This is a genomic window from Mesorhizobium sp. P2_A12 (assembly GCF_056405075.1).
This window is the reverse complement of record NZ_JBFUCU010000004.1, coordinates 225642-251750: the sequence shown is the minus strand read 5'-3', so window position 1 is coordinate 251750 and position 26109 is coordinate 225642. Positions and strand designations below refer to the sequence as shown.

The following is a 26109-nucleotide window of genomic DNA, read 5'->3' as shown; positions in this document are numbered from 1 at the left end:
CCATGACCGGCAAAATCACTGCGCTTGACCTCGCTTCGGGAGAGCTGAGCGAGGCGACAAAAGCCTATTTCGCCAAATGCGAGGAGAAGCTCGGGCTCGTCCCCAACGTGCTGCGCGCCTATGCCTTCGACGACAAGAAGCTGCGGGCCTTCACCGACATGTACAACGACCTGATGCTGGGAGAATCCGGCCTGTCGAAGCTGGAGCGCGAGATGATCGCGGTCGCCGTCTCCTCGATCAACCATTGCTATTATTGCCTGACCGCGCATGGCGCGGCGGTGCGCCAGTTGTCCGGTGACCCGACGCTCGGCGAGATGATGGTGATGAACTTCCGCGCCGCCGAGCTATCGCCGGGGCAGGCCGCAATGCTCGAATTCGCCGTCAAGCTGACGGAAGAGCCGGCTAAGGTCGTCGAGGCTGATCGGGCGGCACTGCGCAACGCCGGCTTTACCGATCGCGACATCTGGGACATCGCCTCGACCGCGGCCTTCTTCAACATGTCGAACCGCGTGGCGGCGGCAATCGACATGCGGCCGAACGACGAATACCACGCGATGGCGAGGTGAGTGGCTGGAGTCAGCCTCACCCTATATTAGCTGCTTAGCATTCTCGTTGCATGTTCGCCACTTTGGTCCGATGATTGCCAGGCGGTGTGGACCGCATGCCGGTTCGATGCCGCTGATCAAGGGAGGAGAACATGGCGAAGTTTCTCTACGTCTATCACGGCTCGGGCAAGATGCCGACCGAGGAGGCCGAACGGCAGGCGGCAATGGACGCCTGGACGAACTGGTACGGCAAGCTCGGCTCGGCCGTGGTCGACGGCGGCAATCCCGTCGGCATGTCGAAGATGGTGCTGTCAGGGGGCAAGGTCGAGAACAATGGCGGCAGCAATCCAACCGCCGGCTATACGATCGTCGAAGCAAAGGACATCGACGATGCCGTCGGCAAGGCCAAGGATTGTCCTATCCTTATGGACCCTGCTTTCAGCGTCGAGATCGCGCCGATCATTGAAGTGATGTGACGCGCCATTTTAAGCGTGATCTCTCCTGCCGAGGGTCGGCGAAGCAAAAACGTTCCCGCTTTCGCTGACGCAGTCCCTCGGTTCAGGTTCATGCCCTGTCACCGCGCCGCGATCGCCGCGGCGGCGCCGGCCATCGTCGTGGCACTGACGCGGTTGGCGATCTTCATGGCGCGCTTGCTCTTCAACAGCTTGCGCGCCTGCGAGGCGGCGAGCACCCAGGCGAGATTGATGACGATGAGGACCACCGCCATGGTCGCCGTCAATTCGACCCAGCCGATGATGCTGACCGACGCGAGGTCGATGATCGTCGGCAGCAACGCCAAGTAGAACATCATGATCTTGGGATTGCCAAGTGTCACCGCCATGCCGGCGAAGAACAGTTTTGCGGGCGAATCCTCGCGCGGCATCTCGCCTGCCTTGGCGTCGACCGGCGCGGTCCACATCTTGAAGGCGAGATAGGCGAGATAGGCGACGCCGATCCATTTCACGACAACGAAAGCGAAGTGAAACTCTGCGCCACGACAGCCAGCCCGAACACCGCCAACGACAGCCAGATGCCCTCGCCGATCCACATGGCGAGCAGGAACGGGAACACGTCGCGATACCCTTTCGAGATGACCCGCGCGACGAGCGCCGCGATCGACGGCCCCGGCGAGCCGGCGGCAACAAACAAGGCGGCGGCGAAGATCAGCAGCGAGGTGAGGTGCATGGTCAGGATCCCTGCTCAAGAGGTTCGATCCGCCACACTAACCCGACAGCTGTAACGCGGGCAAAGGCAATCAGGTGCCTTGCACCTCCAGCGTCTCGCAGCTAGAAGAACCGCCGCGAAACATTTTCGAGCGTCACTTTGCCTCAGTAACCGCCGGTCTCGTCAACTCCCCCGACACACTGCATGGCGCCGCAATTCGCGGTGCCTGTTTTCATTTCATGTGTTCCTCTGGGCGGCGGTTCGAGACCGGTTTGGCACTGCTGAACCGCTGTCGCGGGCTTTCCGCCGTGACACCCGATTTCCGATCATAGTTAGCTGCCGCCACGCCGCGCCCCGCATGGGCATCTCGACATTGCCGACCTGATGAACTTCCCGACGGGAAGGGCTTATCGGCATGTCTGGACTATCGAGTATCCGCTGGGCGATCGCGCCCAAGACCGCACCTCGACCACTCATCAACTGCAATCGCTGCGGCACCTTGAAGGCCTATCGCTGCAGCGAAAAATTCCGCGTCAACGCCAACGGCAAGCGCATCGACGTCTGGCTGATCTATCGTTGCATCGACTGCGACAATTCCTGGAATTTCGGCATATTGGAGCGCTGCAACCGCCGTGACATCGAACCGGCTCGGCTCGTGGCGCTCGAAAACAACGATCCAACGCTTGCCCGGCGCCATGCGTTCGATGTCGTTGCGCTGCGCAGCCGCGTGGGACGCGTCGAAGAATTTTCCGACGTCGTCGTCCGCAAACAAATGCTTGGCTCCCCTCAAGAGGCCGCAACCGTGTTGGAACTCCAGCTTGGGCTCGAAATGCCGACATCGCTGCGGCTTGACCGGCTGCTCGCCAGCGAACTCGGCCTCTCGCGATCCCGGCTTCAGACGTTGGAAGAAAGGCGATTGCTGGTCGTGGACCCTGACGGCGCCAAAGCCCTGCGCAAGCCGGCCCGCGCGGGGACCACGATCCGCGTCGACCTCGCCGGCCAACCCGATCGTCAGGCCATCATCTCGGCCGCCGGCGGGTGAATGAAGAGAGGGGCGAAGCACTTGTGCACTCCGCCCCTCTCAGCTGTGAGAAAAAGAAAATAAGGTTACGCGGCGCCGACTGCCTTGGCCGACTTCTCGAAGCGCTTGCGCTCGTTCGGGTCGAGATAGAGCTTGCGCAGGCGGATGGTCTTCGGCGTCACCTCGACCAGCTCGTCGTCCTGGATCCAGGCCAGCGCGCGTTCCAGCGTCATGCGGATCGGCGGGGTCAGCTTCACCGCCTCGTCCTTGCCGGCGGCGCGGATGTTGGTGAGCTTCTTGCCCTTCAGCACGTTCACTTCGAGGTCGTTGTCACGGCTATGGATGCCGATGATCATGCCCTGATAGACCTTGACGCCGGGATCGATGACCATCGGGCCGCGGTCTTCCAGGTTCCACATGGCATAGGCTACCGCCTCGCCCTGCTCGTTGGAGATCAGCACGCCGTTGGTGCGGCCCGGCAATTCGCCCCTGTAGGGCTCGTAGGCGTGGAACAGCCGGTTCATGACGGCGGTGCCGCGCGTGTCGGTCAGCAGTTCCGACTGGTAGCCGATCAGGCCGCGCGTCGGCGCGTGGAAGACGATGCGCTGGCGGTTGCCGCCGGAAGGGCGCAACTCGACCATCTCGGCCTTGCGCTCCGACATCTTCTGCACGACGATGCCTGCATGCTCCTCGTCGACGTCGATGACGACTTCCTCGACCGGCTCCAGCAATTCGCCGTTCTCGCCCTTCTGCATGACGACGCGCGGCCGCGACACGGCGATTTCAAAGCCTTCGCGGCGCATGGTCTCGATCAGCACGGCCAGCTGCAATTCGCCGCGGCCGGAGACGAAGAACGAATCCTTGTCCGGCGATTCCTCGATCTTCAGCGCGACATTGCCTTCGGCCTCGCGCAACAGGCGGTCGCGGATGACGCGGCTGGTCACCTTGTCGCCTTCGGTGCCGGCAAGCGGGCTGTCGTTGACGAGGAAGGACATGGTCACGGTCGGCGGATCGATCGGCTGCGCATGCAGCGGCTCGGTCACCGACGGGTCGCAGAACGTGTCGGCGACGGTGCCCTTCGAGAGGCCGGCGATGGCGACGATATCACCCGCCTGGGCTTCTTCGATCGGCTGGCGCTCGAGGCCGCGGAAGGCGAGGATCTTGGAGATACGGCCGGTCTCGACCAGCGTGCCGTCATGGTGCAGCACCTTGACCGGCTGGTTGGATCTCAGCGTGCCGCTCTCGATGCGGCCGGTGATGATACGGCCAAGGAACGGATTGGCTTCCAGGATGGTGCCGATCATTCGGAACGGGCCGGGATGAACGGTCGGCGTCGGCACATGCTTGATGACGAGATCGAACAGCGGCGCCAGGCCCTGGTCCTTGGGGCCTTCCGGATTTTCCGAAACCCAGCCATCGCGGCCTGAACCGTAGAGGATCGGGAAGTCGAGCTGCTCGTCGGTGGCGTCGAGCGCCGCGAACAGGTCGAACACCTCGTTGACCACCTCGACATGGCGGGCGTCCGGACGGTCGATCTTGTTGATGACGACGATCGGCTTCAGGCCGACCTTGAGCGCCTTGCCGACGACGAACTTGGTCTGCGGCATCGGCCCTTCGGCGGCGTCGACCAGCACGATGGCCGAATCCACCATCGACAGGATACGCTCGACTTCGCCGCCGAAATCGGCGTGGCCGGGCGTGTCGACGATGTTGATGCGGGTGTCCTTCCAGTCGACCGAGGTCGCCTTGGCCAGGATCGTGATGCCGCGTTCCTTTTCGAGGTCGTTGGAATCCATGGCGCGCTCGGCGACGCGCTGATTGTCGCGGAAGGAGCCGGATTGCCGGAGCAATTGGTCGACGAGGGTGGTTTTTCCATGGTCGACGTGCGCGATGATCGCGATATTACGGATTTTCATGTTCTGGTCTCGGAAGCGTTGCAGGCAGCAGGCCAAAAGGCGCTGCCTCTTTCGGTTGCGCGGCTCATACAGGGTTTTTCGCAGTTGCGAAAGAGGACGCGCGATACCAAATACTCATCAAATCTTAAGCATCTGCGTGTGAGATGATTTTGTTAACCAAGGCGGGAACCTTTCGAGGCCCGGGCAGTTCGAACGTTATGACCGATAAACTCAACCGATTTTGGCCGCTCATCGCGTCTGTTGCCTTTGCCGTCCTGCTGGCGGCCAACGCCGCGCAGTCGGCTGCGACGCAGAAGGAAGCGCGGCCGGCCTTGCCAACCGTTGCGCCATCCGCCGAGCAGGTCTTCGCCGACGCGCCCGACGGCGTCGACCCGATGGTGACCGGCCCGGTCAGCGCCGCCTTCAAGCAAAGGCAGGACGCCGCCAACTGCGACACCGCCGTCTGGCCGAAAATCCCGATGGTCTGCTATCCCGACTGACGACCGCCGGCAGCGGTCGTCATCCCAGAGATGACGAAGGTCGGCTTACGCCGACCGCACCGGGTCGAGCGTGACCTTGTAGAGTTCGTTGTCGTCGCGATCCATCAGCCGCACCGTCATCTGCTCGCTGGCGCCATTGATATCGACCAGCCCGAAGAATTGCAGGCCGGCTGACGGCGGCAGGTTCTGGCCTTGCTCGGCGGTTGGCGCCTTGATGAATTTCAGCTCCGGACCAAAAGTCATGTCGAAAGCGTTCGGGCCGAACGTGCCGGCATGGATCGGGCCCGAGACGAATTCCCAGAACGGATTGAAATCCTGGAACTGCGCCTTGTCGGGATTGTAGTAGTGCGCGGCGGTGTAGTGCACGTCGGCGGTCAGCCAGACGGTGTTGCTGATGCCGGCGTTCTTGATGAAGCGCAAAAGGTCGGCGATCTCGAGCTCGCGTCCCTTGGCCGGGCCGTTGTCGCCGTTGCTGACCGCTTCGGCACCCGCCTTCTTGGCGGCATCGTCCCAGACGACGAGGCCGAGCGGCATGTCGGCGGCGATGATTTTCCAGGTTGCCTTCGAATTTGCCAGTTCGCGCTTCAGCCATTTCGTCTGCTGTTCGCCGAGCATGCGCGATTGCGGCGTCATCTCATCCTGCATGTCCGGGCCGTTGGGGCCGCGATAGGAACGCATGTCGAGGAAGAACACGTCGAGCAGCGGCCCATAGGCAATCTTGCGATAGACGCGGCCCGGTTCGGACGGTTCGTAGCGGATCGTCGTCATTTCATGGAACGCACGCGCCGCGCGTGCCGCCAGCACATGGATGGATTTCTCGGTGTACCGGTTGTCGGCGCTGAGATCCTTCGAATCCGACCAGTTGTTCAGCACTTCGTGGTCGTCCCACTGGTAGAACGTCGGGCAGATAGCGCTGAGGCCCAGCACGTTCTTGTCCATCATGTTGTATTTCCACTGGTCCCGGTATTCGTCCAGCGTCTCGGCGACCTTGCGCTTGCCGTCGATCAGTACGACGTTCTTCCACTTGCCGCCCCCGGGCAGGTCGACCTCGTCCTTCATGGCGCCGTCGGCATAGATGGTGTCGCCCGAATGCAGGAAGAAATCGGGCGTGTGCTTGGCGATCGTGGCGTAGGTCTTCATGCCGGTCTCGTCGATGCCCCAGCCCTGGCCGGCGGTGTCGCCCGACCAGGCGAACTTGATGTCGCGCCTGGAAGCGGGCGCGGTGCGGAAGCGGCCGGTGATCGGCTCGGAAACTGCATTGATGTCGGCGAGATCGGCTGCCGTCATGCGATAGAAGATGTCCTGGTCGGAAGCGAGGTCGGTGAGCAGACGCTTGACCGTATAGTCGCTGGCCGGCGAGGTATCGAGCGGCGCCAGGCGGACGGCATCAGTGAAACTTTCGGTCGACGACACTTCGAACATGACGCGCGACGGCCGATCCGTGCGCGTCCACACCATGCCGCTGATGGCGTCGACATCGCCTGACTGCACGCCATGGGTGAAGGCCGGGCGCTGGCTGGCGCGTGAATAGTATGGCATTGCCAGGCCTGATGCGCCGACCAGGCCAGCGGCGCTGGCCGAGGTGACGAAAGCACGGCGGGTCATCGAGAGCTTGTTCATGGCTGTCTCCTGGATGGCTTGAACGGTGCCACCAAGGTCCAGCCTCAATGTTTCAGGCGCATCTCGAAACCATGACGGTTTGATAACAACCAACAGGCAGGGCACGTTCTCCCTTCTCCTCATAGGGAAGGGAGAGCCGCACCCAGTCACCCTTACGCCGCTTGCGGTTCCGGATCGAAGGCCGGTCGGCTGGTGTTGATCAACAGCGAGATACAGGCGGCGGCGATTGCCGTCATGCCGGCGACCATGAAGGCCAGCTCGTAATTGCCCTGCAACTCGCGCATGGTGCCGCCGAAGGCAGCGGCAGCAGCTGCGCCGATCTGATGTCCGGCGACGATCCAGCCGAACACGATCGGGCCGCTGCGGTCGCCGAATGCCTCGTTGGCAAGCCTCAGCGTCGGCGGCACAGTGGCGATCCAGTCGAGGCCGTAAAGCACCGCGAAGATGATCAGGCTGGTCGCCGAGAAGCCGGAATAGGGCAGGTAGATCAGCGACAGGCCACGGATCCCATAATAGACGCCGAGCAGCTTGCGCGGGTCGTAGCGGTCGGTGAGCCAGCCCGACAGCGTCGTGCCGATCAGGTCGAAAATGCCCATCATCGACAACAGGCCGGCGGCCTGCACCTCGCCGATGCCCATGTCGCCGCAGAAGGCGATCAGATGCGTGCCGACCAGCCCGTTGGTGGTGAAACCGCAGACGAAGAAGGTGGCGAACAGATACCAGAACACGCGCGTGCCGGCCGCGCGGCGCAGCGTCGAGAACGTGTGTGCGAGGAAATTGCCCTGCGAAGCCGGTGACACCGGCGGCACATCGTCGGCCGCAGCACCATAGCGCACCATGCCGATCGAAGCCGGCCGTTCCGGCACCAGCAGCCAGACCAGCGGCACCAGAGCAGCGGTGGCGATCGAAACGGCAATGACAACCGGCTGCCAGCCGCCCGACTGTGCCAGCGAGGCGATCAGCGGCAGGAACACCAGCATGCCTGAGGCACTGGAGGCCGACATCAGCCCCATGACAAGGCCGCGATTGGTCTTGAACCAGCGGTTGACGATGGTGGCGCCGAGCACGCTGGCGACAGCGCCGGAACCAATGCCCGAGAACACGCCCCAGGTGATGAACAGATGCCAGGGCTTGGTCATCAAGAGGCTGAGCGCGGTCGAGCCCGACATCACCACCAGCGAGGCAAGCAACGTGCGGCGCAGCCCGATCCGCTCCATCAGGGCGGCGGCGAACGGCCCGGTCAGGCCGTAGAGCAGGATGCCGACACCGGCGGCCAGCGAAACGACGTCGCGGCGCCAGCCGAAACTGTTCTCCAGCGGCAGCATCATGACGGCGGGCGCCGAGCGCAGGCCGGCCGCGACCAGCAGGCAGAGGAAGATGACGCCAACCACGACGAAAGCGTAGCGCTGGCCAAACGGACGGGATTGAGCTATCATGTTACTGACCGGTACGTTGCTGATGGGAGGATGTATACGTACCGATCGGTAACATTGTCAATCGAGTTCCATGATGCCAACGGACAAAAATATTGAACTGACCATCAGCGACGGTCATGCATCGGCGCCACCGAAGGCTGCCAAGAAGATCCTCGACGTGGCCTACGAGCTGTTCTACCGGCGCGGCATCAGGGCGATCGGCGTCGACGAGATCGTCAAGCGCGCCGGCGTCACCAAGCCCAGCCTCTATCGCAGCTTTCCCTCCAAGGATGAGCTGGCGGCCTCCTATCTCAGGCAGTACGACCAGGAATACTGGGAGCGTTTCGATGAGGCGGTCGCCGCCCATCCCGGCGATCCGCGTGCGCAGATCAAGGCTTTCCTGACCCGCATCGGCAAGCGCACGCAGGTGGCGGACTATCGCGGCTGCGGCATGACAAATGCCGCGGTCGAGTACCCCGAACACAGCCATCCGGCCCGCGTAGTCAGCGAGGCCAACAAGCAGGAATTGCGCCGCCGCCTGCGCGCCATGGCGGTTGCAATGGGTGCGCAGGATCCCGATACGCTGGGCGACGGCCTGCTGCTGCTGATCGAAGGCGCCTATATCAGCGGCCAGCTGTTCGGGCTCGGCGGCCCGGCGCAATCGGTCGCCCGCAACGCCGATCTTCTGATTGAAGCGAGCTTGAAGAAATAGTGTTTGACGCTACGCTGCGATGGCTTGCAACGGAGTTTGTCGGCCATGCGCGCGCTTCTGATCCCGTTCGTCTTGGCCGGTTTCTGCCAGGCTGCGCAGGCCAGCGACATCTCAAGCGCCTATACCGATCTCGACTGGAAGAAGGACTGCGTGACCTACGCGCAGGCCGAAGAAGGCGACGGCGACTGGGCCGATCTCGCCTGTTCGGGCTATCGCGGCTACCCCGTTCTGATCGCCTATGACGACGCGCGCGAATCGCTGTTTTATGGCTTTCCGCCCGGCAGCGACATGACATCGGTCTGGGAGAGTTTCTCCGGCTTCAATTCGTCCGGCGCCAGGATCGAGTGGCGCATCGAAACCACGGGCGACAAGGCTGTGCCCTTTGCCGCGATCCACCGCCGCTCGATCAGCAACCCGGACGACGAAAACAAGCCGACCGAGGTGCTGCTCGTCGCCAAGGTCGGCCAGATGGACGCCCGCGATGGCTGCACGGTCGGCCTGGTGCTCAGGCGCGCAAACTGGCTGACGACAAAGCGCGGACGTTCGCCTGCGGCAAGGATCGGCACACCGTCGTCGGCAACGTGCCGGCTTTCGGCCGCGTCGACAACTAAGCTCGTCGGAGATTGGCCGCAGCGCCCGTAACTTCGTCATCCACGGGCGGAGCAAGGAGCGTAGCGACGCAGCGCAGACCCCGAGGATCCATGCCGCGAAATCACAACGCCGCAGCGGTGCAGAATTCTGTTCCGCCGCGTCCGCGACAGGTATCACGGCATGGATCCCAGGGTCTGCGCGTCGCTTCGCTCCCGCTCCGCCCTGGGATGACGAAGCTGAGCTACTTGCTTGCCTTGGCCCGCGCGATTGCCTCGAGGATCATCTTCTTGGCGTATTTGGAATCGTGCCAGCCTTCGATCTTGACCCATTTGCCGGGCTCGAGATCCTTGTAGTGCTCGAAGAAGTGCTGCACCTGCTGGCGCGTGATGTCGGGCAGCTGCGTGTACTCTGTGACGTTCTCGTAGCGAAGCGTCAGCTTGGGTGACGGCACGGCGATGATCTTTTCGTCCTGGCCGGCATTGTCTTCCATGATCAGCACGCCGATCGGCCTGACATTGATGACGCAGCCCGGCACCAAGGCACGGGTGTTGCAGACCAGCACGTCGATCGGATCGCCGTCGCCCGACAGCGTGTGCGGCACGAAGCCGTAATTGCCGGGGTAGCGCATCGAGGTGTGCAGGAAGCGGTCGACGAACAGCGTGCCGGCCTCCTTGTCCATCTCGTACTTGATCGGCTCGCCGCCGATCGGCACCTCGATGATGACGTTGACGTCCTCAGGCGGATTCTTTCCGCTGGCTATGGCTTCAATGCGCATGGCTTTGTCCCTCTTATCGATGAAAGATCGATAGCGGGCGCGGCGCGGCGGCGCAATGCGGCGAATGGTGCTGGGTAGGGCCAGGTGGACAAAGCAGCCGAAAGGCCGGGCGTCATTCCCAGACGAAAGCGACCTTCTTCAGCGCCTTCTGCTCGAAGATTTCGACACCCTCGGCAACGTCACGGCCGCCGGCGCCGGCGTAGAAGGTGAGCGCGTTCTGGTTGTCTTCCAGCGCCCACACCACCATGCCCTTCAGCCCGTGATCGACCAGACGCGCCCTGGCTGCCGCGAACAAACGGCTGCCTAGCCCGATGCCCTGATATTCGGGCCGCAGGTACAGTTCGTAGATTTCGCCTTGCTGCCTGAGTTCCCGGGCCCGGTTCTTGCCGATCGTGGCATAGCCGGCGATCTCGCCGCCGATTTCGACGACCAGCACGGTGGCGGCGCGGCGGATGGCATTCGCCCACCAATCGGCGCCGCGGCGGTTGATCATCGATGTCAGCGTGCGGTGTGGAATGATGCCGGAATAGGCGCCGCGCCAGGCCTGCAGGTGCACCTCGGCGATGGCGCCTGCGTCGCTCGGTTCGGCCTTCCTTATGTCGATCGTCAGCGTATTCATGATTTCTTAACCATAAACCCGCATTGCCCGATTGCAAGAGTCAGCGCGACCCGCCGACCGCTTTCTCACAGACGATCATCGCGTCGGTGACATCGGCGAGAGCCTGTCTGAAAACGCGCTCAGCCGAGATGGATGGCGTGGTTTTCGAGAACCGAAGCCGCGGACTTTCAGGTCCGTGAGCATCGGAAGCGCAGAAAACCGCGCCAGGCGTCCGGCTGAGTAGCGTTTGCAGGCAGGCTCTCAGATCTCGACAAGATGGTCGTCGAGTTCGTTGGTGTCGCCCGACGTGACCGGGAAATGCTCGGCCAGCACCGCGCCCACCGTTTCGATCGCTTTGACGAAGCCATCGGCAAGCCGGTCGTCGCCGGCATGCGCGGTCAAGTCGCGCACCACGCCATCCCAGACATGCTGGCCGACTTTGGCATCGATGCCCGAATCGGCGACCACCTCGGCGTAGCGTTCGGCGATCGAGACGAAGACCAGCACGCCGGTGCGCGCCGCGGTGCGGTGGACGTTGCGGGCGAGGAACTGCTTGATCGCATTGGCGTGCGCCGCCTGATAACGCATCCACCTTGGTACCAGATGGATGCGCAGGCCGGGCAGCGCCCACAACAAGGCCAGCACGCAGGCCAGCGCCAGCAGCTGGGCGATGACGAAATGCGGCAGCCGGATCGACAGCCACCAGGCCTCCAGCCCATAACCAACGGCAAGGCTGACGATCAGCATGCCTGCCGTCGCCATGAAGGCGGCCGGGAAGAAATAGCCGTCGCTGGCATGCGCCATGACGCAATAGATCTCGCCATCGGTCCGGGCTTCGGCGGCACGGATCGCGGCGGCGATGCGCTCATGATCTTCCGGGCTGATCGGTCGTGTCGCCATGATCTTGTCTCACCAGCTTCCTGAAGAACCGCCACCACCGGATGAGCCACCGCCACCCGAAAACCCGCCGCCGCTGCTTGAGCCGGACGACCACCCACCACCACCGGAACTTCCCGACGACCAGCCGCTGCCCGACGACGAACCCGTTGTCCAGCTGCTGCCCGAGGATCCGCTCGGTCCGCGGCCGTAACGAAACGTCATGCCCAGCCATTTGTACACGCCCGGCGACAGCTTTGTGCCGAACATCGGCGGCAGGAACGCCATCGCCAACCCGCCGAAGAACATTGTGCCCCACAGGATCAGGAACACCGCGACGATGGGGTCGATAGGCATGCTGTTATGGGCGGGATTGCGCTGACCGCGCGCCTCCAGCTCCTCCGGATTGCCTTCCAGCACCATAACCATGTCGTCGACGGCCTTGCTGATGCCGCCGGAGAAGTCGCCGGCGCGGAAAGCCGGCACCATGTCGTTTTCGATGATCAGCTTGGTGTGCAGGTCGGTCAGTGTGCCTTCCAGCCCATAGCCGACCTCGATGCGCATCTTGTGGTCGTTCTTGGCGACCAGCAAAAGCACGCCATTGTTCTCGCCGGCCTGGCCGAGTTTCCAGAAGCGGAACAGCCGGTTGGCGTAGGGTTCGATCTCCTCGCCGTCGAGACTGTTGATGGTGGCGACGACGATCTGGTCGGAGCCTTTTGTCTCGAAATCGGCGAGTTTCTGCGTCAGCGCCGCCTTGGTGGCGGGGTCGATAATGCCGGCATTGTCGACGACACGCCCCGTCAGCGCCGGCAGCTGGGCGGCGAAGGCCGTGAACCCGACGAACAGCGCCGCCACGGCCACCAGGACTGCCGCGGCGAACCGGCAGGGTCTCGACAGGCTGACGGTGGGTGTTGTCATGCCATCACCAGCTTCCCGAGGAGCCGCCGCCGCCGGACGAACCGCCGCCGCCGGAAAAGCCGCCGCCGCCACCGCCCGAAGACCAGCCGCCGCCAGAGCTTCCCGACGACCAGCCGCCACCAGACGACCGCCGGTGTGGCTCGAAGGTCATGCCGAGCCAGCGGTAGCGGCCGGGACCAAGCTTCTGGCCGAAGATCGGCGGCAGGACGGAGACCGCGATGCTGCCGAAGAAGATGATCGCCCAGATGCTGATGAAGACGGCGAAGAACAGGTCGTCGGAATTGAACGGCGCCTGCTGGTTGCGCTCGCCACGCGCCACCAGCTCCTCCGGATTGCCTTCCAGCACCATGATCATGTCGTCGACGGCCTTGCTGATGCCGCCGGAGAAGTCGCCGGCGCGGAACGCCGGCACCATGTCGTTTTCGATGATCAGCTTGGTGTGCAGGTCGGTCAGCGTGCCTTCAAGACCATAACCGACCTCGATGCGCATCTTGTGGTCGTCCTTGGCCACCAGCAGCAGGACGCCGTTGTTTTCCTTCGCCTGGCCGAGTTTCCAGAAGCGGAACAGCCGGTTGGCGTAAGGTTCGATCTCCTCGCCGTCGAGACTGTTGATGGCGGCGACGACGATCTGGTCGGAGCCTTTTGTCTCGAAGTCGGCAAGCTTCTGCGTCAACGCCGCCTTGGTCGCCGCATCGATGATGCCGGCATTGTCGACGACGCGGCCTGTCAGGGCGGGCAGGTCGGCGGCGAAGGCGGTGAGGGGAAGGAAGAGAAAGCTTAGAAATAGAGCTAGGAACGCCAGGTTGGCGTTTCTTCCCACCCCCCTCTGGCCTGCCGGCCATCTCCCCCGCAAGAGGGGAGATTTGCTGTCATCACACGCAGCGTACTCTCCGCAACGCAAACGATTGGGGAAAGCACCAAAGCTGCCGATCTCCCCCCTAGCGGGGGAGATGGCCGGCAGGCCAGAGGGGGGTGGGACGGAGCTCAAGGTCGACAGAGACCAGATTCACCAAGCGCGCGTTATCCGCCCTGCTTGGTGCCGAAATCGACCTTCGGCGTCTGCAGCTTGTCATCCTCGATGGTGAAGTTGGCGAAGGGCTGGTTGCTGCGGAACCAGAAGGTCGCCCACAGCACCGAGGGGAAGGTCTTCAGCGTCAGATTGTAGTCCTTGACCGCCTGGATGTAGTCGCGGCGCGCCACCGCGATGCGGTTTTCGGTGCCTTCGAGTTGTGCCTGCAGCGCCAGGAAATTCTGGTTGGCCTTGAGGTCGGGATAGGCCTCCGATACCGCGATCAGCCGCGACAGCGCGCTGGTCAGCCCTGCCTGGGCATCCTGGAATTTCTTGAGGGCCTCGGGATCCTTCAGCGTTTCCGGCGTCACCGTTATCTGCGTTGCCTTGGCGCGGGCCTCGACCACCGCATCGAGCGTGTCCTTCTCGTGCGAGGCGTAGCCCTTCACCGTCTCGACCAGGTTGGGGATGAGGTCGGCGCGGCGCTGATACTGGTTCAGCACCTCGCTCCACGCTGCCTTGGCGTTTTCCTCCGCCGTCGGGATGGTGTTGTAGCCGCAGCCAGCCAGCAGCGGCAGCACGATCGCCATCATCAGGAAGGCGGGCAGCGTGCGGAACATGGATGGTGGAGCAAGGCGCTGGGCAAACATGATGAGGTCCCTCGGTAGAAGTTGCATGCCAAGCATTACCACAATCAGCGGGCAAGAAAACCGCCCGACCGGCGGCCGTTCGCCTGGCACGCCCGGTGCCGTTGCAAGGCCCTGTGATTGGCCGCGCGAACGCGATAAGGTCTTGACGAAACGGGACATCATCATGGCGGACCGCCAGGACAGCGAGAGGGAATCGCGCCGTATCCTCGAGCGCATCGCGCGCGAAACGGATCCGGCCGGCAATTCGTTTGTGGCGCGCAGCACCAAAGGCATGCGCGACCACGTCACCGCGGCCGACGCCGACCGTGCCGACCCGATCGAAGTCTGGGGCACGCGCATTGGCCGCACACTCGGCCTGCTGCTGACGCTGGGCCTGATGGTCTGGCTCGTGCTTTACGTCATCCGGGGCAGTTAGGAATCAAAGAAACAATGAGCGCCGAAAAAACGGACGCGCCGCGTGCGGTCATCGTCATTTCCAGCCATGTCGCGCGCGGCTCGGTCGGCAACCGCGCGGCTGTCTTCGCGCTGGAAACTCTGGGCTTTCCGGTGTGGGCGGTGCCGACAATCATCCTGCCCTGGCATCCTGGTCATGGGCGGGCGACGCGGATCGTGCCGCCGCTCGACCAGTTCAAGGCGCTGATGGCCGATCTCGAGCGTGCGCCATGGCTGGGCGAAGTCGGCGCCGTGCTGTCCGGCTATCTCGGCGAGGCCGGCCAGGCCGAGGCCGTTGCCTCCCTGGTCGCCGCCGTGAAGGCAAAGTCACCTGACGCCGTCTACATCTGCGATCCGGTGATGGGCGATTCGGGTGGCCTCTACGTGCCGGAACCGACTGCTGCCGCCATGCGTGATCGGCTGATGCCGATCGCCGACATCGCCACCCCCAACCGGTACGAACTGGAATGGATGGCCGGCGCACCCTTGCCCGACCTGAAATCGGTAATCGCGGCCGCCCTTCACGCCGGGCCATCGACCATGCTGGTCACCTCGGCGCCGTCGCTGATGACCGGTGGCACGGGCAACCTGCTGCTCGACGGCAACCAGGTGCTGCTGGCCGAGCACCGCCTCATCGACAAGCCGCCGAACGGTCTCGGCGACCTGACGGCGGCCATCTACCTGGCGCGCATCCTGTCCGGCCAGCCGGCGATCAAGGCGCTGCAGTCGACCACGGCGGCGGTCTACGAGATCCTGGCGCGCACCGCCAAGCGCGGCGGCGACGAACTGCAGCTCGAAACCGATGCGCAGAGCCTGTCAAACCCGATGGCGATGGTGCAGCTTCGCCACCTCACGCATCCGGGGAGGGACCGGCGGGCGTGACCCTGGCCACGACCGTCGTGACTGTCGGCGTTGACGGCTGCAAGGCCGGCTGGATCGCCGTGCGCCGCGCACCCGGTTCGATACCTCGTAGCCCCGGTTCCACACCCTCTGTCGATGTCTTTGCAAGCTTCACAGCCCTGCTTGCATCACTCCCAGCCGACGCGGTGGTCGCTGTCGACATGCCGATCGGTCTGCCCGAGTTTTCGAGCAAAGGCGGGCGCGGACCGGAAGCGCTGGTGCGGCCACTGCTCGGGCAACGGCAGTCCAGCGTCTTTTCGATCCCTTCCCGCGCCGCGCTCTATGCCGATACGGGCGACTTCACCACCATTGACGCCTGGTATGCCGCGCGTCGCCGGGCAAGCGAGGTGGCCATGACCACATCCTACCCGCCGCGTGGCGTTTCGATCCAGGCGTTCGGCATTTTTGCCAAGATCCGCGAGATCGACGCTCTGCTGGTCGCCCAGCCCGAGTTGCGCGGCCGCATCTTCGAATCGCATCCGGAAGTCGCCTTCTGCCGGCTGAATGGCGACCGGGCCATGCTCTTGCCGAAGAAGATCAAGGGCGCCGTCAATCCGGCCGGCATGGAAGAGCGCAAGGCGCTGCTCTCTAGGCATGGCTATGACAAAACCTTTCTCGACCAGATGCCGCCGCGTGGTGCCGCCGCCGACGATTTTCTCGACGCGGCCGTGATGATGCTGATCGCCGGCCGGATCGCCAAGGGCGAGGCAAAGCCGTTTCCAGACCCGCCGCTCGCCGACCGTTTCGGCATTCCGGTCGCCATCTGGGCGTGAGGCGACGTTGACGCATCTCGTCTGGTACGAGAAAAATCCTCCAACTGGATTCCGAGGGACGATCTTATGTCGATTGACGTAAAGAGCCTTATTCCCCGCAACAAACACGACCACGATGCAGTCGAGGCCATCAAAGAGGCCGGTTACCCTGCCATCGCCCCCATCCTCGGTGAGTTGATGGAGTGGACGGCGGATGGCAATTGGCCTGTTGCCCGACCTTTGGCCGCATTTCTCTCAACGATAGGAGAGCCAATCATCGAGCCGATCCGTCGCGTTCTTCGAGGAAGCGATCCCAGCATGAAGTGGCACTGTATCACTACAATGGTTCGGATTTTGCCAGTCGATATCTTGAAGGCTTTGGAAGGCGATTTGCGCAGACTGGTGGACAATCCAAGCCGGCTGGACAAGTTGGAAGGAGTGGACGAGGAAGCTGAAGAGGCGCTGCAGCGCCTGCGGCACTGACACTGCACATCCGCGTTGTGAGTTTCACGGTCAAGCCTGCACCTCGATTGCAGTCCCCAGCAATTCGGCATTGCTCGCGGTAGGCTTTTGCCGCTAGAGCGTCTTTCAGATTGCGCATCCAACCCGGAAAGGGCCAGACGCCGCCCATGCCCCATCTCCCCGACCATCTTCTCGCCGGCTACCGCAATTTCATGAGCGGCCGCTATCTGACCGAGAGCGGACGCTATCGCGAGCTTGCCCGCGAAGGCCAGGCGCCGGAAACGATGATCGTCGCCTGTTGCGACTCCCGCGCGGCCCCCGAAGCGATCTTCGACGCCGGGCCCGGCGAACTCTTCGTGCTGCGCAATGTCGGCAATCTGGTGCCGCCCTACGCGCCGGACGGCGAATTCCATTCGACCTCTGCCGCACTCGAATTTGCCGTGCAGAGCCTCAAGGTCAAGAACATCGTCGTCATGGGCCATGGTCGCTGCGGCGGCATCCGCGCCGCGCTCGACACCACGTCCGCACCGCTGTCTCCCGGCGACTTCATCGGCAAATGGATGAGCCTCATCGCCCCAGCGGCCGAAACCGTGTCCTCCAGCACCTTCATGACGGCGTCAGAGCGCCAGACCGCGCTGGAGCGTATTTCGATCCGCTATTCCATCGCCAATCTCAGGACGTTTCCTTGCGTTTCGATCCTCGAAGGCAAGGGGCGGCTGTCGCTGCACGGCGCCTGGTTCGACATATCGACCGGCGAACTCTGGGTGATGAACAAGGAGACCGGCGATTTCGAACGGCCGGAGACGGCATAGACATGATCCAGAACCGAAGGAACGCGCCAGCGAAAGGTGACAACCGGCTCTTCGGGTAAGCTGATAGCCGATAGGAAGACGGAGGCAGCATATGATGGGAGATCGCCGTTCGATCACTTTCGTCGCGGCAGCGTTGCTGTTTTCGATCATTCCAGTCCGTGCCGACGATGGCGCCATCATCAGCCGATGGTATTCGGCCCTCCTGGTCGCCGACCGCACCGAACTGTCCGACCTGCTCGCCGACGACGTTCGTATCAAGCTGGACGACCTCGGCATCGTGCAGAGCAAGCAGGAATTCATCGCCTCGATCGACGAATGGCAAGGCGCCGTCGCGGGTGCGGAGATCCGGCACCGGATCGAAAAAAGCGAAGGCGGCATCACCACGGTGATCGCCTGCTATGACTTTCCCAACAACGACATGCTGATGCAGGAAACCTTCGCGGTGACCGACAATCGCATCACCGCCAGCTCGCAAGCGGCGATCGCCGAGAACTGCGACGGCTACTGACGAAAACCTGACCGGCGGCACTGTTGCGCGCGGCAAACCTGCGCCCTACATCGGTACCAACTCACCCTGCCTGCCTTCACCAAGGAAAGATTGTCCATGCCATCCACGAAAGCCGTCGACCTCGCCATCCATCCGCTGACCGCGTGGCAAGGGCCGCTCGGTCTGCCTGATTTCACCCGCATTGGCGACGACGACTTTGCCCCGGCATTCGACGCGGCGCTGCAGGCGCATGAGGCGGAGATCGAGGCGATCGCCGGTAACAAGGAGGCGCCGACCATCGACAACACGCTGCAGGCGCTGGAACTCGTTGGCGAGGCACTCGACCATGTCTCGTCGATCTTCTGGTGCCGCGCCGGCGCCCACACCAATGAGACGTTCCAGGCGCTGGAGCGCGACATCTCGCCAAAAATGTCCAGGCATTTCTCGGCAATCTCGATGAACGAGCGGCTGTTCGCCCGTATCGACGACCTCTACCAGCGCCGCGACAGCCTGAAGCTCGATGCCGAGACGCTGCGGGTGCTGGAGAAAACCTGGAAAGGGTTTGTCCGCTCCGGCGCGAAGCTCGACGCCGACGGCAAGAAGCGGCTGGCAAAGATCAACGAGGAATTGTCCTCGCTTGGCACGAATTTCGGCCAGAACGTGCTTGCCGACGAGCGCGACTGGGCGCTGTTCCTCGACGCGGCTGACCTTGCCGGCCTGCCGGACTTCCTGAAAAGCTCGATGGCCGAAGCCGCCGAGATGCGCGGCCAGAAGGGCCGCTATGCGGTCACCCTGTCGCGTTCGATCTACGAGCCGTTCACGACCTTCTCGGAACGCCGCGACCTGCGCGAGATCGCCTTTCGCGCCTTCACCATGCGCGGCCAGAATGGCGGCGCCACCGACAACACAATTGTTGTGCGCGACATGCTGAAGCTGCGCGCCGAAAAGGCAAAGCTGCTCGGCTACGGCTCGTTTGCCGCGCTGAAGCTCGACGACACCATGGCCAAGACGCCGAAGGCAGTGCATGCACTGCTCGATCCGGTCTGGGAGAAGGCAGTGGAAAGGGCCGCCGCCGACCAGAGCGAACTGCAGCGGCTGGCGACGCAGGCCGGCAGCAACGAGACATTCGCCGCCTGGGACTGGCGCTTCTACCAGGAGAAGCTGCGCGCCGAAAAGTTCGCCTTCGATGAGGCCGAACTGAAACCCTACCTGCAGCTCGACCGCGTCATCGACGCCTGCTTCGACGTGGCGACAAGGCTGTTCGGCATCACCTTCGAGGAAAAGCAAGGCATTGCCGCATGGCATCCGGACGCGCGCGTCTTCGTGGTGAAAAACGCCGATGGCAGCGATCGCGGCCTGTTCCTCGCCGACTATTTCGCGCGGCCGTCAAAACGCTCCGGCGCCTGGATGAGCGCGCTCAAATCCGGCTACAAGCTTGGCCACGGGTCGAAACCGGTGATCTACAACATCATGAACTTCGCCAAGCCGCCGGCCGGCGAGCCGGCTCTGCTGTCGGTCGACGAGGCGAGAACGCTGTTCCACGAATTCGGCCACGCACTGCACGGCATGCTGACCGATGTCACCTGGCCGTCGGTTTCCGGCACCTCGGTCAGCCGTGATTTCGTCGAATTGCCCTCGCAGCTCTACGAACACTGGCTGACCGTGCCGGCGGTTCTGGAAAAGCACGCGCTGCACGTGAAGACCGGCAAGCCGATGCCGAAGGCGCTGCTCGACAAGATGCTGGCGGCGCGCACCTTTGGTGCCGGCTTCGCCACGGTCGAATTCACCTCTTCGGCACTGATCGACATGGCCTATCATGCGCGCCCGGATGCGCCAGAAGCACCGCTTCGTTTCGAAGCCGAAACGCTTGAAAAGCTCGACATGCCGGACACCATCGCCATGCGTCATCGCACCCCACATTTCGGCCATGTGTTTTCCGGCGACGGCTATTCGGCCGGCTATTACTCCTACATGTGGTCGGAAGTGCTCGACGCCGATGCCTTCGCGGCCTTCGAGGAGACCGGCGATCCCTTCAACCCGGGCCTCGCTGAGAAGTTGAGGAAGAACATCTACGCCGCCGGCGGTTCGAAGGACCCCGAAGAGCTCTACACAGCGTTTCGCGGCAAGATGCCGTCGCCCCATGCGATGATGGTCAAGCGCGGGCTGGTGTAAGCGCCTGTTTCGTCCTTCTCCCCCTGGGGGAGGAGGACAGGCCGCGCAAGGTCGCAACGCTGGCAATCCCTTACCCCCAGCTCTATGCCGCCCACGGGTCCGCCACCCTAGGCCACACCGGCCGCGTCAGCTTCTTGTAATCGGTCACCGCCGGATTGCTCGGATAGGAACTCGGCGCCGAGACATAGATGATCTCGGCGGCGATCGGCTCGAAGCCGGCATAGAAATGATTGGTCGACTTGATCAGCAAGATGTCCTTGGACAACGGATCGACACCGATATTGGAAAAAATATCCGGCTCGAAGGTCTGCGTGCGATTGGTGTTGAGGATGATGTCGACCTCGGTGCCTTCGATGCGCACCAGCGCCGTCGGCCCGAGCGTCACCCGGCTCGGCCCAAAACTCTGCCAGCCCTCCGGAACGGCCTTCAGCACCCGCACCCGCGCGTCGATCGGCTCGCCGGCCTGCGGGCCGGCCTTGCCGCCGAAACGCAGGTCGATGACGGCACCTTCGCCTGCCGCCAGGCAGAAGGTCACAGCGATCGGATCCCAGATTGTTGCAACGCCGATGGTGTTCAGCCCGCGCGCCAGCATCTGGCGCAGCACGACGGTGCCGTCGCCGGGCACACCGCCGCCGGGATTGTCCCAAATGTCGGCGACGACCACCGGCTTGCCCGGGTTTTCGGCGCACACAGCCAGCGCCCGATCGATGCCGTCAGCGGCGCTCAGCATCGTCATCGCCGTCTTTTCGCGCAGCGCGTAGAGTTCTCGCCCCAACCGTTCCGCCAGCGCATCGCCCTTGGCCTTGTCGTTGTCGGTGACGACCAGGATGCGCGTGCCCATTTCGGCCACGTCGGCCGCCATGAAGCCGTGGACGATCGAAATCGACAGCACGCCATCTCTGCCATGCAGCGCCTTGATGCGGTCGACGAAAGAGCGCATCGGCTCGCGGCTGGTCGGCAGCACCTGGATCATGCGGCAGTCGAAGGTCGAAATGACAGGCCTGATCTCACCACGCGCCGCGGCGAGGCTGAGCTCGACGACATGTTCGCCACGCTCGTAGAAATCGGTGTGCGGGAACTCGAGGAAGTAGGCCATGATGTCTGACGCCGCGACACGCTTTGGTGTCAGATGGCTGTGCGGATCGAACTCAGAGGCGATCACCACCTTCGGACCCACCATCTCGCGGATTCGTTCGAGCAGATCGCCTTCGCAATCGTCATAGCCTTGCGCCACCATGGCGCCATGCAGGCCAAGAATGACGGCATCGACCGGCAGTGCTGCCTCGAGCTCGCCGAGGATCTCGTCGCGCAGCGCCTCATAGGTCTGTCGCTGCACCAGGCCGCCGGGCTCCGCCCAGGTGGCGGTGCCCTCGATGACGGTCAGGCCTTCGGCCGCCGCGCGCCGGCGCAGGGCGACCATCGGCGAGGAACACAGCGTCGGCGTCTCCGGATGCTTGCCCGGTCCGGCATAGAACGCCATCTCGAACGAAGCCCGATCTGTCGGCACCGGCGAGAAGGTGTTGGTTTCCGTCGCCAGCGAGGCGGTGAAGATGCGCATGAGAACTCCGTGGATGCTGCAGCAATTCCAGGAAAAGTGTGAACGCTTTTCCATCCGGAATTGTGTCAAAACAAAGAGATAGAGCGGTCCTGCGTTTCGGTGAAACGAGGAACCGCTCTAGCGGCTATTTGACCGCCCCGAGCGCCAGCCCCCTGACGAGGTAGCGCTGCAGCCAGATGAACAGGATCGCCACCGGCAAGGTCGCCAGCAGCGTGGCGGCCATGACGTGGTGCCATTCGATGGTGTAGCGGCCGGCGACCAGCGAAAACACCTGGATCGGCAGCGTGTAGCTTTCCTGGCTGCGCAGCATGGTGAGCGCCACGACGAATTCGTTCCAGGCATTGATGAAGGTGAAGATCGCGGTCACCGCGATCGCCGGCAGGCAGAGCGGCAGGAACACCTTGCGCAGGGTCAGCCAGCGGCCGGCGCCTTCCATCCACGCCGCTTCCTCGAGATCGCGCGGGATGGTGTCGAAATAGCTTTGCAGCATCCACACCGTGAAGGCGACGTTGAAGGCCATGTAGATGAAGCCGAGCGCCGTGGTGCTTTCGACAAGGCCCCAGGCCGCCATCAGCCGGAACAGGCCGAGTACCAGCACGATCGGCGAGATCATCTGCGAGATCAGCAGGAACTGCCGCAAGGCGCCATAGCCGGCAAAGCGGAAGCGCGACATCGCATAGGCCGCCGGAACCGAGATCAGGATGGCGCCGACGGTGGCGATAAAGGACACGTAGAGCGAATTGAGCAGCGCCTGGCCGAAGCCGGTCGCCACCCACATGTCGGAGAAATTCGACCACCGGAATTCGCTCGGCCACCAGGTCGGCGACAGCACTTCCTGTCTCGGCTTGACCGCGGTCAGGAACATCACAGCAAAGGGAAAGATCGTCACCACGATCAGCGGCGCCAGCAGCAGCCAGGCAATGATCGAACGCCTTAGCTTACTCGTCATGCGCGTTGCTCCCGCATAGCCAGCCGCACATAGATCATGGTGAAGACCAGCAATATGGCGAACATCACCAGCGAGACCGCGGAAGCCTCGCCCAGTTTGCCGATGCGGAAGGCCAGCTTGTAGAGATGGGTGACCAGGATGTCGGTCGAATTGGCCGGCCCGCCCTGTGTCATCACCCAGATGATCGGGAAGGAATTGAAGACGTAGATGGTGTTGAGCACGATGGCGATGTTGATGAACGGTTTCAGCAGCGGAAAGGTGATCTCGCGGAACTGCTGCAGCGGTGTCGCGCCTTCGAGTGCTGCCGCCTCGTAGAGGTCGTCGGGGATCGACGACAGGCCGCCGAGGAAGATCGTCGTCGTGAACGGCACCGTCACCAGGATGCCGATTATCACCTGCATCGGAAAGGCGGTCTCGGCGCTCGCCAGCCACTGGATGTTGTGGTCGATGAGGCCGAGGCCGATCAGCGCCGAGTTCAGCATGCCGCTTTCGCCGCTCAGCGCCCAACGCCAGACCACGGCGGTCATCGTCAGCGACACCGCCCAGGGCAGCATGATGATGACGCGGGCGACGCCGCGGCCATAGAAATCGGTGTTGAGGATCATCGCCACAGGGATCGACAGCAGCAGCGCACCACCGACGACCAGCACCGTCCACTGTCCGGTGCGCCAGAGCGCGGCCATGAAATCGGGGTCGGCAGCGAGCGCCGCGAAATTGGCGAAGTCGTTGAATTCGCGAAGCTGGCCGAAGCGGCTGACTTCATGCGTCGAGATCTGGATCAGGTCCCACACCGGCCAGAAGATGACGACAGCCGCCAGGAACAGGCTGGGCAAGGTCAGGAGATAGGGCAAGAAGCGATTTTGCATCGGCTGACCTAGAGCAATTTCAGGAAAATGCGGAGCGGTTTTCCGTCCGGGATTGCGTTGAAAACGGAGAGATAGAGCTGTCAGGCGTTTTCTGTTGAACGATGACCCGCTCCGTGGCGAATTCGATATTCGCCTCGGAAAAATGTGGCGCGCCCGATCGTCGGGGCGCGCCACGGGCGCGGGAGAGACGCCCTATTTCCTAAGCACTATTTCTTCAGCACTGCATTGGCCTTGGCAGCGGCGTCCTTCAGCGCCGCCTCGGGCTCGGCGCTGCCGAGATAGATCTTCTGCATGGCGTCCGACGTGATCTGGGCGACTTCTTCCCAGCCAGGGATGATCGGTGCGAAGCGGGCGTCGGGCAGCAGGGCGGTGAACGCCGCCAGATCGGCATTGTTCACATAGTAGTCCATTTTGGCCTCTTCCTTGTTCACCGGCAGGAAGCCTTCGCCTTGCGTGAACTTGGCGCGCTGCTCAGTGGTGAACAGGAAATCGAGCAGCTTCCAGGCCTCGTCCTTGTTCTTGGAGTTCTTGAACATGATGATGGAATCGGTGACGCCATAGGTGCCGCGCGCACCGGTCGGTCCGGCCGGAATGGCCGCCACGCCGTATTTCAGGTTTGGCGCCTCGTCCTTGATCTGGTTGGACAGGAAGGGTGCCGTGATCATCATCCCGACCTTGCCCTGCTTGAACAGGTTTTGCACATCCTCGCGGTTGTTGGAGGTGACGCCCGGCTCGGTCAGGCCTTCGTCGATCATCGACTTGTAGAGCTTGGCGGCTTCGAGCGCGCCCGGCGTGCCGAGGCCTGAGGTGCCGTCCTTGTTGAGGATTTCCGTGCCCTGGGACCACATCGCATAATAGTAATAGACGTCGGTCTCGATCTCCTTGCCCTGCAGGCCGAAACCGAAGGTGCCGGTCCCGAGCGCCTTGATCTTGCGCGCGTCTTCCTGCAGCTCGGTCCAGGTTGCCGGCGGATTGGAGATGCCGGCTTTCTCGAACAGCTCCTTGTTGTAGTACAGCGCGCGCGCCGAGGCCGCGATGGGCAGGCCGTAGGTCTTGCCGTCCATGATCGACGGCGACAGGAAGGTGTCGATGAAGCGGCCCTTAAAGTCGGGCGTGATGTAGCTGTCGAGCGGCGCGGCGACATCCTGCTGGACGAAGTCGATCAGCCAGCGCGTGCCGATGATCGACAGATCCGCATTGGTGCCGGCGGTGATGTCGGTGGTCAGCTTCTGCAGCAGCACTTCCCACGGCACCACTTCGAACTTGACGGTGATGCCGGGGTTGGCCGCCTCGAATTCCTTCTTGACGCTGTCGAAATAAGGGCCAGTCTTGGCGCTGTATTCGGCGACGGTGACGCGCACTTCGCCCGCGTTCGCCTGCGCCGCAAATGCCAGCATGCTCATTCCGGCCATCAGGCCGACAGTCCATTTTGCAAGGCTCATTTGATGTCTCCCGTTTTGATTTTGCGCCTGCGCGCCTCTTCGCGACCGGCGCAGAAGATTTATGTTACTTTCCTACATTATCGATGATTTCAGCCCTTGCAAGTGGATTATTCTGTTGCTTAATTACATTTCGTGGACTAGGCCGGATACGATTGTCAGAGCTCCCAGAGGATGATGCACGGTGGTTTCGCAAGCCGAATTCGAAGGCAGGGCCAAGTTCGAAAGCAGGGCCGAGTTCGAAGGCAAGACTGTCGTCGTGACCGGTGCTGGCGGTGGCCTCGGCTCGGCCATCGTGGCACTGCTGGCGCAAAGGGGTGCCAGGGTCGTCGGCTGCGACCAGTCCGGCGAAGCGTTGAAGACCCCGCACCTTGCCTCCCGCCATGTCTTCGACCTTCTCGACCGGGCTTCGATAGATGCGGCGATCGCCGCGATCCTCGACCGGGATGGCGTGCCCGACATTCTCATCAACAATGCCGGCTGGACGCGCGCCGAGACGCTCCCTGCCCTCAACCCCGACAAGATCGAGCACGAACTCGACCTCAACCTGACCGGCGTCATGATGTTCGCCGATCCGCTGGTCAAGGCGATGGCTACCCAAGGCTCCGGCAGCATCGTCTTCATCTCCTCGGTCAATGCCATCGCGCATTTCGGCAATCCCGCCTATGCGGCGGCCAAGGCCGGCATCAACGCCTATGCCAAGGCGATTGCCGTCGAGCTCGGCCGCAGCGGCCTGCGCGCTAATGTCGTTTGCCCCGGATCGATCCGCACCGCTGCCTGGGACCATCGCCTTGCCAAGGATCCTGAAATCCTCGGCAAGCTGCAGCGGCTCTATCCGCTCGGCCGCATTGTCAACGCTTCGGAAGTGGCCGAAGCCGTCGCCTTCCTTGCCTCCGATCGCGCATCGGGCGTAACTGGGGTGGTGATGCCGGTGGACGCTGGCCTGACGGCAGGTTGCCTGCCATTCATCGACGACATATTGGGAGCGTGA

General features: G+C 63.1%; 26 protein-coding genes and 2 pseudogenes. 14 read left to right on the top strand and 14 right to left on the bottom strand.

Annotated elements, in window-relative coordinates:
* Positions 1–2: 2 nt before the first annotated feature.
* Together AC1DZU_RS11550 and AC1DZU_RS11545 are read left to right on the top strand one after the other, a co-directional pair.
* Positions 3–566 carry a peroxidase-related enzyme gene (locus tag AC1DZU_RS11550; protein ID WP_477284674.1) on the top strand — a complete coding sequence of 188 codons (564 nt, stop codon included), beginning with the start codon at positions 3–5 and terminating at the stop codon, positions 564–566.
* Positions 567–697: 131 nt separating this feature from the next.
* The gene (locus tag AC1DZU_RS11545; protein ID WP_477284672.1) at positions 698–1021 is read left to right on the top strand and encodes a YciI family protein; all 324 of its coding nucleotides are present in this window, start codon (positions 698–700) and stop codon (positions 1019–1021) included.
* Positions 1022–1119: 98 nt separating this feature from the next.
* Here the strand turns inward: AC1DZU_RS11545 and AC1DZU_RS11540 are convergent.
* Positions 1120–1730 (bottom strand): annotated as a pseudogene (locus AC1DZU_RS11540) (LysE family translocator).
* 394 nt (positions 1731–2124) lie between these two features.
* On the opposite strand from AC1DZU_RS11540, the gene AC1DZU_RS11535 reads away from it, so the two are divergent.
* Positions 2125–2751 carry a DUF1062 domain-containing protein gene (locus AC1DZU_RS11535; protein ID WP_477284670.1) on the top strand — a complete coding sequence of 209 codons (627 nt, stop codon included), beginning with the start codon at positions 2125–2127 and terminating at the stop codon, positions 2749–2751.
* 65 nt (positions 2752–2816) lie between these two features.
* On the opposite strand, the gene typA is transcribed toward AC1DZU_RS11535, so the two are convergent.
* Positions 2817–4646 carry a translational GTPase TypA gene (typA, locus tag AC1DZU_RS11530; RefSeq protein WP_477284668.1) on the bottom strand — a complete coding sequence of 610 codons (1830 nt, stop codon included), beginning with the start codon at positions 4644–4646 and terminating at the stop codon, positions 2817–2819.
* A gap of 197 nt (positions 4647–4843) precedes the next feature.
* Between typA and AC1DZU_RS11525 the strand changes: the two genes are divergently transcribed.
* Positions 4844–5125 carry a hypothetical protein gene (locus AC1DZU_RS11525; protein WP_477284666.1) on the top strand — a complete coding sequence of 94 codons (282 nt, stop codon included), beginning with the start codon at positions 4844–4846 and terminating at the stop codon, positions 5123–5125.
* A gap of 45 nt (positions 5126–5170) precedes the next feature.
* Here the strand turns inward: AC1DZU_RS11525 and AC1DZU_RS11520 are convergent, their stop codons facing one another.
* Both AC1DZU_RS11520 and AC1DZU_RS11515 read right to left on the bottom strand, forming a co-directional pair.
* A complete protein-coding gene (locus tag AC1DZU_RS11520; protein WP_477284664.1) occupies positions 5171–6745 on the bottom strand; it encodes an alkaline phosphatase D family protein in 1575 nt (524 codons plus the stop codon).
* Positions 6746–6897: 152 nt separating this feature from the next.
* A complete protein-coding gene (locus AC1DZU_RS11515) occupies positions 6898–8181 on the bottom strand; it encodes an MFS transporter (protein ID WP_477284662.1) in 1284 nt (427 codons plus the stop codon).
* 73 nt (positions 8182–8254) lie between these two features.
* Between AC1DZU_RS11515 and AC1DZU_RS11510 the strand changes: the two genes are divergently transcribed.
* Complete coding sequence (locus AC1DZU_RS11510; RefSeq protein ID WP_095084415.1) at positions 8255–8872, top strand: TetR/AcrR family transcriptional regulator; 618 nt, start codon at positions 8255–8257, stop codon at positions 8870–8872.
* Between the two features lie 45 nt (positions 8873–8917).
* Positions 8918–9483, top strand: a pseudogene (locus AC1DZU_RS11505) (hypothetical protein).
* Positions 9484–9704: 221 nt separating this feature from the next.
* Here AC1DZU_RS11505 and ppa read toward each other — a convergent pair.
* The 6 genes from ppa to AC1DZU_RS11475 form a co-directional block, all read right to left on the bottom strand.
* Entirely contained in the window at positions 9705–10238 is a 534-nt protein-coding gene (gene ppa / locus AC1DZU_RS11500) for an inorganic diphosphatase (protein ID WP_457150615.1), read from the bottom strand.
* Positions 10239–10350: 112 nt separating this feature from the next.
* Complete coding sequence (locus tag AC1DZU_RS11495; protein ID WP_477284659.1) at positions 10351–10857, bottom strand: N-acetyltransferase family protein; 507 nt, start codon at positions 10855–10857, stop codon at positions 10351–10353.
* A 240-nt stretch (positions 10858–11097) separates the two neighbouring features.
* The gene (locus AC1DZU_RS11490; RefSeq protein WP_477284657.1) at positions 11098–11736 is read right to left on the bottom strand and encodes a TPM domain-containing protein; all 639 of its coding nucleotides are present in this window, start codon (positions 11734–11736) and stop codon (positions 11098–11100) included.
* A gap of 9 nt (positions 11737–11745) precedes the next feature.
* Complete coding sequence (locus AC1DZU_RS11485; protein WP_477284655.1) at positions 11746–12630, bottom strand: TPM domain-containing protein; 885 nt, start codon at positions 12628–12630, stop codon at positions 11746–11748.
* A gap of 4 nt (positions 12631–12634) precedes the next feature.
* The gene (locus AC1DZU_RS11480) at positions 12635–13450 is read right to left on the bottom strand and encodes a TPM domain-containing protein (protein WP_477284653.1); all 816 of its coding nucleotides are present in this window, start codon (positions 13448–13450) and stop codon (positions 12635–12637) included.
* 200 nt (positions 13451–13650) lie between these two features.
* A complete protein-coding gene (locus AC1DZU_RS11475; protein ID WP_477284651.1) occupies positions 13651–14289 on the bottom strand; it encodes a LemA family protein in 639 nt (212 codons plus the stop codon).
* A gap of 163 nt (positions 14290–14452) precedes the next feature.
* Between AC1DZU_RS11475 and AC1DZU_RS11470 the strand changes: the two genes are divergently transcribed.
* The 7 genes from AC1DZU_RS11470 to AC1DZU_RS11440 all read left to right on the top strand — a co-directional run bounded on the left by AC1DZU_RS11470 (position 14453) and on the right by AC1DZU_RS11440 (position 20306).
* Complete coding sequence (locus tag AC1DZU_RS11470) at positions 14453–14704, top strand: hypothetical protein (protein ID WP_477284649.1); 252 nt, start codon at positions 14453–14455, stop codon at positions 14702–14704.
* A gap of 14 nt (positions 14705–14718) precedes the next feature.
* Positions 14719–15603 (top strand): pyridoxal kinase PdxY, encoded by an 885-nt coding sequence (gene pdxY, locus AC1DZU_RS11465; protein ID WP_477284647.1) that lies wholly within the window; start codon positions 14719–14721, stop codon positions 15601–15603.
* On the top strand, positions 15600–16394 hold the full coding sequence (locus AC1DZU_RS11460; protein ID WP_477284645.1) for a DUF429 domain-containing protein: 795 nt from the start codon (positions 15600–15602) through the stop codon (positions 16392–16394). The genes pdxY and AC1DZU_RS11460 overlap by 4 nt, the downstream gene beginning before the upstream one ends.
* Positions 16395–16460: 66 nt before the next feature.
* On the top strand, positions 16461–16856 hold the full coding sequence (locus AC1DZU_RS11455) for a DUF5071 domain-containing protein (RefSeq protein WP_477284643.1): 396 nt from the start codon (positions 16461–16463) through the stop codon (positions 16854–16856).
* A 146-nt stretch (positions 16857–17002) separates the two neighbouring features.
* Positions 17003–17647 (top strand): carbonic anhydrase, encoded by a 645-nt coding sequence (locus tag AC1DZU_RS11450; protein WP_477284641.1) that lies wholly within the window; start codon positions 17003–17005, stop codon positions 17645–17647.
* 94 nt (positions 17648–17741) lie between these two features.
* Positions 17742–18155: a nuclear transport factor 2 family protein gene (locus AC1DZU_RS11445; protein WP_477285433.1), complete on the top strand. Its 414-nt coding sequence runs from the start codon at positions 17742–17744 to the stop codon at positions 18153–18155.
* A gap of 96 nt (positions 18156–18251) precedes the next feature.
* Entirely contained in the window at positions 18252–20306 is a 2055-nt protein-coding gene (locus tag AC1DZU_RS11440) for a M3 family metallopeptidase (protein WP_477284639.1), read from the top strand.
* Positions 20307–20388: 82 nt separating this feature from the next.
* On the opposite strand, the gene AC1DZU_RS11435 is transcribed toward AC1DZU_RS11440, so the two are convergent.
* The 4 genes from AC1DZU_RS11435 to AC1DZU_RS11420 all read right to left on the bottom strand — a co-directional run bounded on the left by AC1DZU_RS11435 (position 20389) and on the right by AC1DZU_RS11420 (position 25121).
* A complete protein-coding gene (locus AC1DZU_RS11435) occupies positions 20389–21864 on the bottom strand; it encodes a M81 family metallopeptidase (protein ID WP_477284637.1) in 1476 nt (491 codons plus the stop codon).
* Between the two features lie 124 nt (positions 21865–21988).
* The gene (locus AC1DZU_RS11430) at positions 21989–22813 is read right to left on the bottom strand and encodes a carbohydrate ABC transporter permease (RefSeq protein WP_477284635.1); all 825 of its coding nucleotides are present in this window, start codon (positions 22811–22813) and stop codon (positions 21989–21991) included.
* Positions 22810–23679 carry a carbohydrate ABC transporter permease gene (locus tag AC1DZU_RS11425; RefSeq protein WP_477284633.1) on the bottom strand — a complete coding sequence of 290 codons (870 nt, stop codon included), beginning with the start codon at positions 23677–23679 and terminating at the stop codon, positions 22810–22812. Before AC1DZU_RS11425 ends, AC1DZU_RS11430 begins: the two co-directional genes overlap by 4 nt.
* A gap of 206 nt (positions 23680–23885) precedes the next feature.
* Positions 23886–25121 (bottom strand): ABC transporter substrate-binding protein, encoded by a 1236-nt coding sequence (locus tag AC1DZU_RS11420; RefSeq protein WP_477284631.1) that lies wholly within the window; start codon positions 25119–25121, stop codon positions 23886–23888.
* Positions 25122–25302: 181 nt separating this feature from the next.
* Here AC1DZU_RS11420 and AC1DZU_RS11415 point away from each other — a divergent pair, with 181 nt between their 5' ends.
* Positions 25303–26109, top strand: a complete 807-nt coding sequence (locus AC1DZU_RS11415; RefSeq protein WP_477284629.1) for an SDR family NAD(P)-dependent oxidoreductase — start codon at positions 25303–25305, stop codon at positions 26107–26109.

Bases quoted from the DNA above. Each gene is read 5' to 3' on its own strand.
- AC1DZU_RS11520 (WP_477284664.1), bottom strand. From the start codon at position 6,745: ATGAACAAGCTCTCGATGACCCGCCGTGCTTTCGTCACCTCGGCCAGC.
- AC1DZU_RS11475 (WP_477284651.1), bottom strand. From the start codon at position 14,289: ATGTTTGCCCAGCGCCTTGCTCCACCATCCATGTTCCGCACGCTGCCC.
- AC1DZU_RS11485 (WP_477284655.1), bottom strand. From the start codon at position 12,630: ATGACAACACCCACCGTCAGCCTGTCGAGACCCTGCCGGTTCGCCGCG.
- AC1DZU_RS11425 (WP_477284633.1), bottom strand. From the start codon at position 23,679: ATGCAAAATCGCTTCTTGCCCTATCTCCTGACCTTGCCCAGCCTGTTC.
- AC1DZU_RS11510 (WP_095084415.1), top strand. From the start codon at position 8,255: ATGCCAACGGACAAAAATATTGAACTGACCATCAGCGACGGTCATGCA.
- typA (WP_477284668.1), bottom strand. From the start codon at position 4,646: ATGAAAATCCGTAATATCGCGATCATCGCGCACGTCGACCATGGAAAA.
- AC1DZU_RS11450 (WP_477284641.1), top strand. From the start codon at position 17,003: ATGCCCCATCTCCCCGACCATCTTCTCGCCGGCTACCGCAATTTCATG.
- AC1DZU_RS11515 (WP_477284662.1), bottom strand. From the start codon at position 8,181: ATGATAGCTCAATCCCGTCCGTTTGGCCAGCGCTACGCTTTCGTCGTG.
- AC1DZU_RS11545 (WP_477284672.1), top strand. From the start codon at position 698: ATGGCGAAGTTTCTCTACGTCTATCACGGCTCGGGCAAGATGCCGACC.
- AC1DZU_RS11455 (WP_477284643.1), top strand. From the start codon at position 16,461: ATGTCGATTGACGTAAAGAGCCTTATTCCCCGCAACAAACACGACCAC.
- AC1DZU_RS11495 (WP_477284659.1), bottom strand. From the start codon at position 10,857: ATGAATACGCTGACGATCGACATAAGGAAGGCCGAACCGAGCGACGCA.
- AC1DZU_RS11420 (WP_477284631.1), bottom strand. From the start codon at position 25,121: ATGAGCCTTGCAAAATGGACTGTCGGCCTGATGGCCGGAATGAGCATG.
- AC1DZU_RS11470 (WP_477284649.1), top strand. From the start codon at position 14,453: ATGGCGGACCGCCAGGACAGCGAGAGGGAATCGCGCCGTATCCTCGAG.
- AC1DZU_RS11490 (WP_477284657.1), bottom strand. From the start codon at position 11,736: ATGGCGACACGACCGATCAGCCCGGAAGATCATGAGCGCATCGCCGCC.
- ppa (WP_457150615.1), bottom strand. From the start codon at position 10,238: ATGCGCATTGAAGCCATAGCCAGCGGAAAGAATCCGCCTGAGGACGTC.
- AC1DZU_RS11430 (WP_477284635.1), bottom strand. From the start codon at position 22,813: ATGACGAGTAAGCTAAGGCGTTCGATCATTGCCTGGCTGCTGCTGGCG.
- AC1DZU_RS11535 (WP_477284670.1), top strand. From the start codon at position 2,125: ATGTCTGGACTATCGAGTATCCGCTGGGCGATCGCGCCCAAGACCGCA.
- AC1DZU_RS11525 (WP_477284666.1), top strand. From the start codon at position 4,844: ATGACCGATAAACTCAACCGATTTTGGCCGCTCATCGCGTCTGTTGCC.
- AC1DZU_RS11435 (WP_477284637.1), bottom strand. From the start codon at position 21,864: ATGCGCATCTTCACCGCCTCGCTGGCGACGGAAACCAACACCTTCTCG.
- pdxY (WP_477284647.1), top strand. From the start codon at position 14,719: ATGAGCGCCGAAAAAACGGACGCGCCGCGTGCGGTCATCGTCATTTCC.
- AC1DZU_RS11550 (WP_477284674.1), top strand. From the start codon at position 3: ATGACCGGCAAAATCACTGCGCTTGACCTCGCTTCGGGAGAGCTGAGC.
- AC1DZU_RS11440 (WP_477284639.1), top strand. From the start codon at position 18,252: ATGCCATCCACGAAAGCCGTCGACCTCGCCATCCATCCGCTGACCGCG.
- AC1DZU_RS11445 (WP_477285433.1), top strand. From the start codon at position 17,742: ATGGGAGATCGCCGTTCGATCACTTTCGTCGCGGCAGCGTTGCTGTTT.